We start from the raw sequence: 13,333 nt of genomic DNA, 5'->3' as shown, positions 1-13,333 counted from the left end.
GTCGTCTGAAAATTTTCAGACGACCCTTAATATCTAAAATTTCATAAACTTCCCGCCAATGCCCAATCAAAACTCAGTACGACCTGCCCTTCTCTAACAGAAACCCCATTTTTATAGTGGATTAACTTTAAATCAGGACAAGGCGACGAAGCCGCAGACAGTACAGATAGTACGGTAAGGGCGAGGCAACGCCGTACTGGTTTAAAGTTAATCCACTATACTTTACAATATCGCCCTTTACCTTTATTTCCAGCTTCCTTATGAACGAACACGTTTCCGTCCCATTCCCCGTCGGCGAAGACTACCTGCTCTTAGGTCAGTACGCCGAACGCGCCTATCTCGAATACGCTATGAGCGTGGTCAAAGGTCGCGCGCTGCCTGAAGTTTCAGACGGCCAGAAGCCCGTACAGCGGCGTATTTTGTTTGCCATGCGCGATATGGGTTTGACGGCGGGGGCGAAGCCGGTGAAATCGGCACGTGTGGTTGGTGAGATTTTGGGTAAATATCACCCGCACGGCGACAGTTCCGCTTATGAAGCAATGGTGCGGATGGCGCAGGATTTTACCTTGCGCTACCCCTTAATCGACGGCATCGGCAACTTCGGTTCGCGCGACGGCGACGGGGCGGCGGCGATGCGTTACACCGAAGCGCGGCTCACGCCGATTGCGGAATTGCTGTTGTCCGAAATCAATCAGGGGACGGTGGATTTCGTGCCGAACTACGACGGCGCGTTTGACGAACCGCTGCACCTGCCCGCCCGTCTGCCTATGGTGTTGCTCAACGGCGCGTCGGGCATCGCGGTAGGCATGGCGACCGAAATCCCGTCGCACAATTTGAACGAAGTGACGCAGGCGGCGATTGCACTGTTGAAGAAGCCGACGCTAGAAACCGCCGACCTGATGCAGTATATTCCCGCGCCCGATTTTGCCGGCGGCGGTCAAATCATCACACCGGCGGACGAATTGCGCCGGATTTACGAAACCGGCAAGGGCAGCGTGCGCGTGCGTGCGCGTTATGAAATCGAGAAGCTGGCGCGCGGGCAATGGCGCGTGATTGTGACCGAGCTGCCGCCGAACGCCAACTCCGCCAAAATCCTTGCCGAAATCGAAGAACAAACCAACCCGAAACCGAAAGCAGGTAAAAAGCAGCTCAACCAAGACCAGCTCAACACCAAAAAGCTGATGCTGGATTTAATCGACCGCGTGCGCGACGAGTCCGACGGCGAACATCCCGTTCGCCTGGTGTTCGAACCAAAATCCAGCCGAATCGATACGGATACCTTCATCAACACGCTGATGGCGCAGACTTCGCTGGAAGGCAACGTGTCGATGAACTTGGTGATGATGGGGCTGGACAACCGCCCCGCGCAGAAAAACCTGAAAACGATTTTGCAGGAATGGCTGGATTTCCGTGTCGTGACTGTAACACGTCGTCTGAAATTCCGTTTGAACCAAGTGGAAAAACGGCTGCACATCCTTGAAGGCCGTCTGAAAGTCTTTCTGCACATTGATGAAGTGATTAAAGTCATCCGCGAATCAGACGACCCGAAAGCCGATTTGATGGCGGCATTCGGGCTGACCGAAATTCAAGCCGAAGACATTTTGGAAATCCGCCTGCGCCAGTTGGCACGTTTGGAAGGTTTCAAACTCGAAAAAGAATTGAACGAATTGCGCGAAGAACAAGGTCGTCTGAATATCCTTTTGGGCGATGAAAACGAAAAACGCAAGCTGATTATCAAAGAGATGCAGGCGGACATGAAGCAGTTCGGCGACGCGCGCCGCACGCTGGTGGAAGAAGCCGGACGCGCCGTGCTGACGCAAACCACCGCCGACGAACCCATCACGCTGATTCTGTCGGAAAAAGGGTGGATACGCAGCCGGGCCGGACACAACCTTGATTTGAGCCAAACCGCATTCAAAGAAGGCGACCGCCTCAAGCAAACCCTTGAAGGCCGCACTGTTTTACCCGTTGTCATCCTCGATTCATTGGGCAGAACCTACACGCTCGATGCCGCCGAAATCCCAGGCGGACGCGGCGACGGCGTGCCGGTTTCATCGTTAATCGAGCTGCAAAACGGCGCGAAACCCGTCGCCATGCTCACCGGACAGCCCGAACAGCACTACCTGCTCTCAGGCAGCGGCGGCTACGGCTTTATCACCAAGCTGGGCGATATGGTCGGACGCGTGAAAGCGGGCAAAGTGGTGATGACTGTGGACAGCGGCGAAACCGTCCTGCCGCCGATTGCCGTCTATGCTTCCTCGCTCATCAATCCCGATTGCAAAATCGTACTGGCCAGCAGCGACCACCGCCTCTTGGCGTTTTCCATCGGCGAACTCAAAGTCATGCCCAAAGGGCGCGGTTTGCAATTGATGTCGCTGACCGACGGCGCATCGCTGGAACACGTCCTCGTGACCACGGCTGCGGAATTCATCGTCGAAACCGTCGGCAAGCGCGGTGCGGCGCATCAGGAAAAATTGCGCATTTGCGACATCGAGGGCAAGCGCGGCAAAAAAGGGAAGGTCTTGGACATCTCAGGTCGTCTGAAAACCTTGTCCGCAGCTTCCGAATAAGCAACAGAGGAAACGATAACACATTGAAAACCTAGAAAACACGGTCGTTTTATGTTATGCTGACAAAATTAAAAAAATATTTACGACCGTCTGCGGAAATATTGCAGAACGATTTCAAAAACAGGTACTAATAATGATAAAAATAAACAAAAAGGGTTGCGGATATGAGTAAGTCCGGCTTTCAGGAACTGGGAAACCTGAGCGAGCGGATACCCGGTTTAATCAATATTGCCCGCATTGCCATCGTGCTGCCGCTGTTGGTCATGCATGCTTTCGGCGTTTACAGTAATGGCACCCATATCGGCATGTCATTCCCTCCCGTCGAATTTTACAGCTGGGCAGCGCTGTATTCTTTCCTCATCTTGTTATCCGTCGCCCGTCCAGACTGGCAATGGCAGACTTTGGATTTGCCCAATGCCAGCGCAGTCGTCGATATTTCGATGATGATGATACTGGTGTATATTGCCGGCGGAGTCGATTCGGGCTTCGGCATCCTTGTCCTTCCTTTCGTCGCGACGTCCTGCCTCCTCAGCTACGGGCATTATCCCATGCTGTACGCGGGCTACGCGTCCATGCTGTTCTTCTTCAATCTGCTGCTCGACGGCAGTATCCGCCTGCATCCGTTTGATTGGGATACGCAGCCCCTGATTACTACGGTCCTGCTCTGCGGCGCGTGTTACCTTGTCGCCATGCTGACTTCGTTCGCCGCCCGCTATTTGGAGCAAGCGACCGAATCCGCCAGCCGCCATCAGCTTGCCTACCGCCGCATCAGCGGGTTGAACCGCCTCGTTCTCAACCGCGTGCAGGAAGCCGTTATCGTCATCGACAGCACCCAGCGCGTCTGGCTTTTCAACAAACAGGCAAAAACCTATTTCCCCGGTTTGGTGGTTGACCAGCAGGAAGTCGTATTCGGCGAATTGGTTACACGCTGGCAATATCATCCCGACAAACCGTTTGAAACCGATATCCACATCTTCCAACACGCCATGCACGTCCGCGCCGTCCCGCTGATTCAGGAACAGACGGAACTGCTCATGCTGTATGTCCGTTCGCTGCGCGAAGTCGCGGCAGAGGCAATGTCCACCAAGCTCACCTCGCTCGGACAGCTTACCGCGAACCTCGCCCACGAAATCCGTAATCCGATGTCCGCCATCCGTCACGCCAGCGATTTGCTGCAAGAAAGTGATGACGATGCCGAACCCGATCCCGTTAAAGCCAAGCTTTGCGGCATCATCGACAGCAACATCCAGCGCATCGATAAAATGTTGGAAGACATCTCTTTACTCAACAAACGCGACAATATCAGCCGCGAGCCGATCAACCTGATGAAATTCTGGCTCGACTTCAAACAAGAGTTCACGCTCAACAATTCCGAAGCCATCGGCTGCCTGCGCATGAACATGGACGGCAACAACCTTACCGTCCTCGCTGATGTGATGCACATCCAACAAATCATGTGGAACCTCTGCAATAACGCGTGGCGGCACAGCCGTCAGGACGAAAACGCGATTACCGTCCTGATCCGCCCCAGCGGCAGGATGCACATTTCCATCGTCGTTGCCGATAACGGCAAAGGCATTTCGCCCGAAGTCCGCAACCATCTCTTCGAGCCGTTCTACACCACGGAAAAACAGGGTACGGGATTGGGGTTGTACGTTGCCCGCGAACTGGCACACGCCAATATGGGTCAACTCCATTACCACCCCGAAATGAACGGATTCGAACTGATTTTACCGAGAGAACACAATGAGTAAGCTGCAAGACCCAGTATTGGTCGTCGACGACGAGGCCGACATCCGTGACTTGATGGAAATGACGCTGATGAAGATGGGGTTGCGCGTGCAGACTGCCGTCGGCGTAGAAGATGCCAAAGACAAGCTCGACAACAACGACTATTCCCTCGTCTTGACCGATATGCGGATGCCCGACGGCTCCGGCCTCGAAGTCGTCCAATACATAGACGAACTCATGCTCGACACCCCTGTCGCCGTCATTACCGCCTTCGGTAATGCCGACCAGGCGGTCGAAGCCCTTAATGCGGGCGCGTTCGACTACCTGCAAAAGCCGATTACCCTTTCCCAACTTCGCTCGTTGGTTAAATCCGCCGTCTCTGTTTCCAACAGCACCGATGAAATTGCCCAGCCGCCGACCGAAAAACCGTCCGCGCCCGTCGCAGCCGCATTCAACAAGCCTAAAACCCCGCCCAAGCCGCCCAAACGCGACTTGAGCGGTTCTGTCTCCGTGCCCGAAAGCCTGCGTTCCATGAAAGAACGCTTTGCCACCGGCGAAATCGCCATGCGTGCGAACGAAGACGTGCCCGAATTGGGCGGCGAAGAAGATATGCCGCGGCTGCTCGGCAGTTCGCCCCAAATGGTCGAAGTCCGCCACCTGATCCGCCGCCTCGCCCGCAGCGGCGTGCCCGTTTACATTTCCGGCGAATCGGGTACCGGTAAAGAACAGGCTGCGCGTACCATCCACGAATTGTCCGATCGTGCTGACAAGCCCTTTATCGCCGTCAACTGCGGCGCGATTCCTGAAAACCTGATGGAAAGCGAATTCTTCGGCTACAAAAAAGGCAGCTTTACCGGCGCCGACCAAGACCGTCTCGGCTTCTTCCAACACGCCGACGGCGGAACGCTGTTCCTCGACGAAGTTGCCGACTTGCCGCTTGCTATGCAAGTCAAACTCCTGCGTGCCATCCAAGAAAAAGCCGTGCGCCGCATCGGTGATGCCCGCGAAACTTTCGTCGATGTCCGCATCATCTGCGCTACCCACAAGAACCTTGAAGCCCTCGTTGACAGCGGCGCGTTCCGCCAAGACTTATATTACCGCCTCAACGTCGTTACCCTGCACATGCCGCCCCTGCGCGAAATGCGTGAAGACTTGGGCGCGCTGATTCTGTACCTGCTCTACAAACACCGCCACGGTACGCAAACCTACAAACTCAGTCCCAAAGCGCAAGAAGCCCTGCTGCATTACAGCTATCCCGGCAACTTCCGCGAACTCGAAAACATCCTCGAACGCGCCGTCGCCCTGACTGTCGGACAAGTTATCCAGTTGGATGATTTGCAAATCCAAAACACGACGGCGCCCAAAAACGACCATCCAAACCTCAGTCTTGACGACATCGCCGATTCCGAAACACGAAAAGGCGAAACTTTGGATCACCAGCCGCTTCCGCCGTTTGACCCGCGCACCATGCAGATTCAAGATTACCTTGACCAAATCGAGCGCGGCATTATCGAACAGGCGTTGCAGCAAACCCGTTACAACCGCACTCAGGCAGCCAAGCTTTTGGGCATCAGCTTCCGCTCCATGCGCTACCGTATGGAACGTTTGGACATCAATTAAGTCAGTGATTTGTCATTGTCTGCGCCTTTAGGAAGCAAAACCTAAACGTATGTTTTAAATATAGCAGGTTAAGTTTAAATTAGAGCAAAATCGCGGATAGTATGGACAGTACGAAACCAGTCCACTTGGTACGCTCATACTTAGAGAGCAATTCTCCCTATACCTCGGACATTAAAACGCAATATTGATTCAAACTTAACCTGCTATATATCTCCATTCAAATCACAAACATTCAAAACCAACCGGCAACAGCGTGGAACAAATAAGTCATACCGCTCCACGCCCATTTACTTACTGCAACCGTTATCCAGCCCATCAACACCAACACAATCAAACCAAAAAAATCCGGTAGATGCAGATAAAACCAAGCCGCAACAGGTTTGCGCCAAAAATCTGATTTTTGTTGTTTCTTCTCCAAAGCCGCATGCATAAACGGGCGCTCCAAATGCAGGTCACGATCCACGCCATACTCGCTGCGCACATATTTATTATGACTTTCAAAGTACGGCGGCTCGGCTGCAAGAAAATATAAATAAGCGTACCGACGACAGGAATCATGCCAGGCACCATATCGGCAAAAGCAAGATATACGGCAGAACGCATTTTATATTCCGGCACGCCCAACTCCCGCCACATGCGAAAAGTCTTTGCCCTAAAAAAGCAGTTACATTATCAAATTGAATTTAAAACAACAGGGTTGTTCCTTTATGTCATAAAAAACACTACATGCCTGTAAAGAAAAATAGAACCAATAGAAAATTACGTAACATTAAGTTAAATTTTAAGCTGCAAAAAAAAAATAGATACAGTTATAATTCGAGGCTGTACTGTATCTTAGACCCATCCCATGAAAAAAATCCTCGTTACCGGCGGCGCGGGCTTTATCGGCTCTGCAGTTGTCCGCCACATCATCCAAAATACCCAAGATTCCGTCATCAATCTCGACAAATTAACTTACGCGGGCAATCTCGAATCACTGACCGACGTAGCCGACAGTCCCCGTTACGCTTTTGAGCAAGTGGACATTTGCGATCGTGCAGAACTTGACCGCGTATTTGCCCAACATCAGCCCGATGCCGTCATGCACTTGGCAGCGGAAAGTCATGTTGACCGTTCTATCGATTCAGCAGGCGAATTCATCCAAACCAATATCGTCGGTACATTCAATCTGCTTGAAGCGGCCCGCGCCTACTGGCAACAAATGTCGTCTGAAAAACGTGAAGCTTTCCGTTTCCACCATATTTCCACCGACGAAGTTTATGGCGACTTGCACGGCACGGACGATTTGTTTACCGAAACCACGCCCTACGCCCCGTCCAGCCCCTACTCTGCCTCCAAGGCATCCAGCGACCACCTTGTACGTGCATGGCTGCGCACCTACGGTCTGCCGACCATCGTAACCAACTGTTCGAACAACTACGGTCCGTACCACTTCCCTGAAAAACTCATTCCATTGATGATTCTGAACGCGCTCGACGGCAAGCCCCTGCCCGTGTACGGCGACGGAATGCAAATCCGCGACTGGCTGTTTGTCGAAGATCACGCCCGCGCGCTGTATCAGGTTGTTACCGAAGGCGTCGTCGGCGAAACCTACAATATCGGCGGACACAATGAAAAAGCCAATATCGAAGTGGTCAAAACCATCTGCGCCCTGCTGGAAGAACTCGTTCCCGAAAAACCAGCCGGCGTGGCGCGCTACGAAGACTTGATTACTTTTGTGCAAGACCGCCCCGGCCATGACGTACGCTACGCCATCGATGCCGCCAAAATCGGCAGGGAACTGGGCTGGAAACCGCAGGAAACGTTCGAATCCGGCATCCGCAAAACAGTGCAATGGTATTTGGACAACAAAACCTGGTGGCAAAATGTACTGAACGGCAGCTACCGTTTGGAACGCTTAGGAACAGGAAAATAAGTTTTCAGACGACCTTCTCAGCCAGAGAGGTCGTCTGAAAATCAAAAAACACACCCCTTCAGGAGAAACTTATGAAAGGCATCATCCTTGCCGGCGGCAGCGGCACACGCCTCTACCCCATCACGCGCGGCGTGTCCAAACAGCTTCTGCCCGTGTACGACAAACCCATGATTTACTATCCCCTGTCCGTATTGATGCTGGCGGGAATACGCGAAATCTTGGTCATTACCACCCCCGAAGACAATCCCTCTTTCAGACGACTGCTCGGCGACGGCAGCAATTTCGGCATCTCCATCAGCTACGCCGAACAACCCAGCCCCGACGGCTTGGCGCAAGCATTCATCATCGGCGAAGAGTTTATCGGCAACGACAACGTCTGCTTGGTCTTGGGCGACAATATTTTCTACGGCCAATCGTTTACCCAAACCCTGAAACAAGCCGCCTCCAAAAAACACGGCGCCACCGTGTTCGGCTACCAAGTCAAAGACCCCGAACGTTTCGGCGTCGTTGAATTTGACGAAAACTTCAACGCCTTATCCATCGAAGAAAAACCGAAACAACCCAAATCCGACTGGGCGGTAACGGGCTTATATTTCTACGACAACCGCGTCGTCGAGTTTGCCAAACAAGTCAAACCCTCCGCACGCGGCGAACTCGAAATCAGCACACTCAACCAAATGTATATTGACGACGGTTCATTGTCCGTCCAGCTTTTGGGGCGCGGCTTTGCATGGTTGGACACCGGTACGCACGAAAGCCTGCACGAAGCCGCTTCATTCGTCCAAACCGTGCAAAACATCCAAGACCTACAAGTCGCCTGCCTCGAAGAAATCGCTTGGCGCAACGGCTGGCTTTCAGACGAGCGCTTGGAAGAACTCGCCCGCCCGATGGCAAAAAACCAATACGGCCAATATCTGCTGCACCTGTTGAAAAAATAAAAAAAGGTCGTCTGAAATCGTAAGGGACAATCATGTACCGACTGATTTCAGACGACCTTGACCACGACATCAAAAAGCCAAGCCGGAACACGCGGGATACCGTATCCCTCCCGTGTATTCCGGCTCGGCTTTTCCATAACAATTTATATCATTCAGTCATGCAGTGCAGCCGCGTGCAAGGTATTTTCCAAAAGCGTCGCAATCGTCATCGGGCCGACGCCGCCGGGAACAGGGGTAATCATGCCAGCCCGTTCTTTTGCCACATCAAACTCCACATCACCGCACAAACTGCCATCTTCCAAACGGTTGATACCGACATCAATCACAACCGCACCGGGCTTAATCCAACTGCCTTTAACAAAATTCGGGATACCCACACCGACGACCAAAATATCCGCCGCAGCCACTTCATCAGCAAGATTTTGCGTCGCACTGTGGCATACCGTTACCGTCGCACGTGCCAACAATAGTTCCAAAGCCTGGGGTCTGCCTACAATATTTGAAGCGCCGACAACAACCGCTTTTTTCCCTTTTGGATCGACCCCGTATTCTTCCAAAAGCGTCATTACGCCTTTGGGCGTACATGGCCGCATCAGCGGCATTTTCACCACCAGCCGTCCTATATTGTAAGGATGGAAGCCGTCCACATCCTTATGTGGAACAATATTTTCTAGAACGGCCTGACTGTCGATATGTACCGGCAACGGAAGCTGCACCAAAATACCGTCCACAGCATCATCTTCATTTAATCGCCCGACCAAATCCAACAACTCTTCTTGGGAAGTCGATTCGGGCAGCTCATAAGACAAAGAACGGATACCGCATTTTTCGCAAGCCAGCTTTTTATTGCGGACATATACCGCACTGGCAGGATCATTACCCACCAAAATGACCGCCAAACAAGGTTCGCGCAAACCATCTTCCTGACGCTTTACCACCGCTTCGGTAACTTTTGTCAGTCTTTTGACCGACACCTCTTTACCGTTGATTAATTGTTCAGCCATAAACCTTCCTTCCCAATCAAAATGAACAATATCGGCGATTATCGCATTTTTAAACCGGTTTGACACATCCCGTAAAACCACATTCCTGCACATTCAAACTCATATTCTCATTCTATTCCCTGGCATACTCATAAAAATAAATCTTAATAAAAAATAAAAAGATAGGACAAGAAATAAAAACAAACTTAAAAATACAGTTGACCTTTTACAAACCTATCTGTATAGTTTCACTCTTCAAGTCGGGGCGTAGCGCAGCCCGGTTAGCGCATCTGCTTTGGGAGCAGAGGGTCGTGAGTTCGAATCCCACCGCCCCGACCAATAATGCTTTAGCACGAATCGGCATGAGCGCCCGTAGCTCAACCGGATAGAGCACCGACCTTCTAAGTCGGGGGTTACAGGTTCGATTCCTGTCGGGCGTGCCAAAATTTTAGTTTTACGGTGGCTGTAGCTCAGTTGGTAGAGCCCTGGATTGTGATTCCAGTTGTCGTGGGTTCGAGCCCCATCAGCCACCCCAAAATAAAATCCTGCAAATATCATGTAGGATTTTTTCTTTTTATCTTTAAATATTCAGTTACCCTTGCCGTATTTCTTTCTTTTACCCAAAAGAATTAAAAAATACCATACTACCTTTTCTTTTAGAAGGAAAATAACAGTATGGTATTTATATTACGCTTTAAAGAGACAGACCGGCAAGCCAACCCCTATTTTAATCCATATTTATTAACGGATTCTCAAAAAACGGGTATAAACTGCCAAAATAATTACTGCAAAAATGGTTGATGCAATCCATCCTGCAGGCTCGCCTACACGATACCAACCTAAACTTTGACCTACGAATCCGGCTAAAGCCGATCCGGCTATACCCAAGAGAGTAGTCATAATGAATCCTAAATTTTCTCTGCCGGGATGCAGGAATTTTGCCAAGACGCCGACGATAAAACCGATGATGATCGTAACAATCCATCCCATAATATTACCTCCGTGTGATTTTCAAAGTTGTTTTAATCAGCTCTCCCAGATCCCTTAGAAGCGGAAACCCTGAAAAGCCTTTGCATAATACAGAACACTTTGGCAAACTGTCCTGCCATGGTGTTTATTTTTCTTAAAATAAACTGATTTTAAGTACTTTTACTGTATTGTGTGGCAATGATACAAAAATCTCTCCTACCAAGGTCGTCTGAAAGGAAATCCAAATGAACACGGAAAATACGCTTTGCCTGATTGTCGATATTCAAGAACGCCTGCTGCCCGCATTGCATGGCAGCGAACAAATGGTCGAACATTGCCGCATCCTGCTGCAAGGCTTGTCGGCTCTAAACATACCGTTTACAGCAACGGAACAATATCCGAAGGGTTTGGGTAAAACGACTCCCGCCATATCCCTGCTTCTGCACAATACGCCGATATTTGAAAAAACCCGTTTTTCCGCCGCATCACCCGAAGTCATGGCGATTCTGAAAGAGAAACAAATCGAAAACATCATCTTAATCGGTGCGGAAGCGCACATCTGTATGCTTCAGACGACCTTGGACTTGCTCAAGCACAATATCCGTGTCCACATTCCTTACGAATGCACCACCTCCAGAAACGCGCTTAACAAAGACAATGCCTTGCAGCAGATGCTTACTGCCGGAGCCGCCGTATCCAACGTTGAGAGCCTATTATTCAACCTGATGGGTGATGCGAAACATCCTGCCTTTAAAACCATTTCCAAACTCATCCAATAGCCGTCAGGTCGCCTGAAAATGGAATATACGATTACTCTAGCGAAAACAGAAGACTTGCCCGACATTGTCGAAATCTACAACAGTACGATTGAAGTGCGCCAATCTACCGCCGATTTATCGCCCGTCGGCATCGAAACCCGCAAGCCTTGGTTTGAAGCACATTCCGGCAAACGTCCGCTTTATGTCTTGAAAAACCATAGCGGCGAATTGCTGGCATGGGGCAGCTTCAGCGATTATTATCCGCGCCACGCGTATCACATCAGTGCGGAAATCAGTATTTATGTCCGACACAATATGCGCGGGGTCGGCGTGGGTAAAATCCTGCTGTGCAATATGTTGGAGCGCGCGCCCTCCTTGGGTATTAAAAATGTTTTGGCCGTGATTTTCGGACACAACCACCCCAGCCTGCATCTTTTCCACTCGTTCGGTTTTCAAGAATGGGGCAGATTGCCCGCAGTGTGCGATTTGGAAACATTTGAAGCGGATGTGGTTATCTTGGGCAAACGGATAACGTAATTTCCTCTAAAGAACCCAACCTGAAAGATCATGCATATGAGTAAAAAGGTCGTCTGAAATCTACTTTCAGACGACCTTTCATTTTATTTGACGAACTTCAATACCTTGCCTGACTTGGCGGGCTCTCCGTCAGTCGGCTTATCTGCCGCCGGCTCCTGCTGCGCCTCCTTACCGGAAGCATCCGCCTCGTAAGGCTCGACTTCGAACCCCATCCCCTCCCCGCTTTCGCGTGAGAAGATACTGATGACATGACCGACGGGAATCCAAATATCGTGCGCCACTCCGCCGAAACGGGCGGAAAAGCTGATCCAATCGTTATCGATATTTAGATTATGGCTGGCGGTCGGGCCGATATTCAGTACGATTTCATTGTCACGGACATATTGCATGGGTACGCGGGTATGTTCGTTAACCCAAACGACCAGATGCGGCGTTTGGCTATTATCGATACACCATTCATATAAGGCACGAAGCAGATAGGGTTTGGTCGAAGTCGTCATGGTATCTCCTTTCGGAAGCTTATCGGCGCATGGCTTTTTCGGCGGGCGTCAGTGCTTCGATGAAAGCCTCGCGTTGGAAAATGCGTTCGGCGTATTTCAACAAAGGTGCGGCGGATTTGCCGAGTTTGATGTCGTAATGATCAAGCCGCCACAACAAAGGAGACAGCGCTACGTCAATCATAGAAAAATCTTCGCCGAGGATGTATTTGCTCTTCGCAAAAGCAGGAGCCAGCATTGTCAGCCCGTTACCGATGGCTTCGCGCGCTTTAGCCTGTTCTTTGTTGGTCGCGTTGGGGTTTTCCAAAACATGGACGAAGTTGAACAATTCTTTTTCCATGCGGAACAACACCAAACGCCCGCGTCCGCGCATCACGGGATCGCCGGGCATCAGTTGCGGATGCGGGAAACGTTCGTCGATATATTCGTTGATGATGTTGGACTCGTGCAAGATGAGGTCGCGTTCAACCAAAACAGGTACTTGATTGTACGGATTCATTACGGCAAGGTCTTCGGGTTTGTTGAAAATATCGACATCTTTGATTTCAAAATCCATGCCTTTTTCGTACAACACGAAACGGCAGCGTTGGCTGAACGGGCAGGTAATGCCTGAATATAAGGTCATCATGGTAATTGGGCTCCTGTATCCGGTTTCAGACGGCATGCGCCTGATACGACCGTTAAACAAATTAATCGCAGAATTATACGCGATTGCATACAACAATTCTAGAAAAACAGGATAATATATTGTTTTAAATTATATTTTTTGACTTCCCCATCTTAAGTCATATAGTGGATTAAATTTAAATCAGGAC

The 13,333-nt window shown here is 50.7% G+C and carries 12 protein-coding genes, 3 tRNA genes and 1 pseudogene; 11 read left to right on the top strand and 5 right to left on the bottom strand.

The window, feature by feature from the left end; genetic code table 11:
* Positions 1 to 112: 112 nt before the first annotated feature.
* From HMPREF2907_RS13255 to HMPREF2907_RS07640, 4 genes and pseudogenes are all read left to right on the top strand, one after another.
* Positions 113 to 239: pseudogene (locus HMPREF2907_RS13255) on the top strand (IS5/IS1182 family transposase); the annotation flags it as partial.
* A 21-nt stretch (positions 240 to 260) separates the two neighbouring features.
* Positions 261 to 2,570 carry a DNA topoisomerase IV subunit A gene (gene parC, locus HMPREF2907_RS07650; RefSeq protein WP_070681802.1) on the top strand — a complete coding sequence of 770 codons (2,310 nt, stop codon included), beginning with the start codon at positions 261 to 263 and terminating at the stop codon, positions 2,568 to 2,570.
* Between the two features lie 164 nt (positions 2,571 to 2,734).
* On the top strand, positions 2,735 to 4,324 hold the full coding sequence (locus tag HMPREF2907_RS07645) for a sensor histidine kinase (RefSeq protein ID WP_003765319.1): 1,590 nt from the start codon (positions 2,735 to 2,737) through the stop codon (positions 4,322 to 4,324).
* A complete protein-coding gene (locus HMPREF2907_RS07640; RefSeq protein WP_039408427.1) occupies positions 4,317 to 5,921 on the top strand; it encodes a sigma-54-dependent transcriptional regulator in 1,605 nt (534 codons plus the stop codon). Before HMPREF2907_RS07645 ends, HMPREF2907_RS07640 begins: the two co-directional genes overlap by 8 nt.
* Positions 5,922 to 6,251: 330 nt before the next feature.
* Here HMPREF2907_RS07640 and HMPREF2907_RS07635 read toward each other — a convergent pair whose 3' ends face one another.
* The gene (locus HMPREF2907_RS07635; protein WP_318259060.1) at positions 6,252 to 6,557 is read right to left on the bottom strand and encodes a hypothetical protein; all 306 of its coding nucleotides are present in this window, start codon (positions 6,555 to 6,557) and stop codon (positions 6,252 to 6,254) included.
* 211 nt (positions 6,558 to 6,768) lie between these two features.
* Between HMPREF2907_RS07635 and rffG the strand changes: the two genes are divergently transcribed.
* Both rffG and rfbA read left to right on the top strand, forming a co-directional pair.
* On the top strand, positions 6,769 to 7,836 hold the full coding sequence (gene rffG / locus HMPREF2907_RS07630; protein ID WP_070681799.1) for a dTDP-glucose 4,6-dehydratase: 1,068 nt from the start codon (positions 6,769 to 6,771) through the stop codon (positions 7,834 to 7,836).
* A 71-nt stretch (positions 7,837 to 7,907) separates the two neighbouring features.
* Entirely contained in the window at positions 7,908 to 8,774 is an 867-nt protein-coding gene (rfbA, locus tag HMPREF2907_RS07625; protein ID WP_070681796.1) for a glucose-1-phosphate thymidylyltransferase RfbA, read from the top strand.
* A 152-nt stretch (positions 8,775 to 8,926) separates the two neighbouring features.
* On the opposite strand, the gene folD is transcribed toward rfbA, so the two are convergent.
* Positions 8,927 to 9,778, bottom strand: a complete 852-nt coding sequence (folD, locus tag HMPREF2907_RS07620) for a bifunctional methylenetetrahydrofolate dehydrogenase/methenyltetrahydrofolate cyclohydrolase FolD (RefSeq protein WP_070681793.1) — start codon at positions 9,776 to 9,778, stop codon at positions 8,927 to 8,929.
* Positions 9,779 to 10,018: 240 nt separating this feature from the next.
* On the opposite strand from folD, the gene HMPREF2907_RS07615 reads away from it, so the two are divergent.
* The 3 genes from HMPREF2907_RS07615 to HMPREF2907_RS07605 all read left to right on the top strand — a co-directional run bounded on the left by HMPREF2907_RS07615 (position 10,019) and on the right by HMPREF2907_RS07605 (position 10,292).
* Positions 10,019 to 10,096 (top strand) — tRNA-Pro (locus HMPREF2907_RS07615).
* Between the two features lie 27 nt (positions 10,097 to 10,123).
* Positions 10,124 to 10,200: transfer RNA gene (locus HMPREF2907_RS07610), tRNA-Arg, on the top strand.
* 16 nt (positions 10,201 to 10,216) lie between these two features.
* A tRNA-His gene (locus HMPREF2907_RS07605) sits at positions 10,217 to 10,292 on the top strand.
* Positions 10,293 to 10,498: 206 nt separating this feature from the next.
* Here the strand turns inward: HMPREF2907_RS07605 and HMPREF2907_RS07600 are convergent.
* The gene (locus HMPREF2907_RS07600) at positions 10,499 to 10,747 is read right to left on the bottom strand and encodes a GlsB/YeaQ/YmgE family stress response membrane protein (protein WP_070681790.1); all 249 of its coding nucleotides are present in this window, start codon (positions 10,745 to 10,747) and stop codon (positions 10,499 to 10,501) included.
* Between the two features lie 224 nt (positions 10,748 to 10,971).
* Here HMPREF2907_RS07600 and HMPREF2907_RS07595 point away from each other — a divergent pair, with 224 nt between their 5' ends.
* Both HMPREF2907_RS07595 and HMPREF2907_RS07590 read left to right on the top strand, forming a co-directional pair.
* Positions 10,972 to 11,505 carry an isochorismatase family protein gene (locus tag HMPREF2907_RS07595; protein WP_060975447.1) on the top strand — a complete coding sequence of 178 codons (534 nt, stop codon included), beginning with the start codon at positions 10,972 to 10,974 and terminating at the stop codon, positions 11,503 to 11,505.
* A gap of 18 nt (positions 11,506 to 11,523) precedes the next feature.
* Positions 11,524 to 12,021, top strand: a complete 498-nt coding sequence (locus tag HMPREF2907_RS07590) for a GNAT family N-acetyltransferase (protein ID WP_070681787.1) — start codon at positions 11,524 to 11,526, stop codon at positions 12,019 to 12,021.
* 83 nt (positions 12,022 to 12,104) lie between these two features.
* On the opposite strand, the gene HMPREF2907_RS07585 is transcribed toward HMPREF2907_RS07590, so the two are convergent.
* Entirely contained in the window at positions 12,105 to 12,521 is a 417-nt protein-coding gene (locus HMPREF2907_RS07585) for a ClpXP protease specificity-enhancing factor (RefSeq protein WP_045073898.1), read from the bottom strand.
* A 19-nt stretch (positions 12,522 to 12,540) separates the two neighbouring features.
* Complete coding sequence (locus HMPREF2907_RS07580) at positions 12,541 to 13,146, bottom strand: glutathione S-transferase N-terminal domain-containing protein (RefSeq protein ID WP_016686519.1); 606 nt, start codon at positions 13,144 to 13,146, stop codon at positions 12,541 to 12,543.
* Positions 13,147 to 13,333: the final 187 nt, after the last annotated feature.

It is taken from the genome of Neisseria sp. HMSC055H02 (assembly GCF_001813335.1).
Lineage (GTDB): Bacteria > Pseudomonadota > Gammaproteobacteria > Burkholderiales > Neisseriaceae > Neisseria > Neisseria sicca_C.
This window is presented reverse-complemented; position numbering and strand designations above follow the sequence as displayed.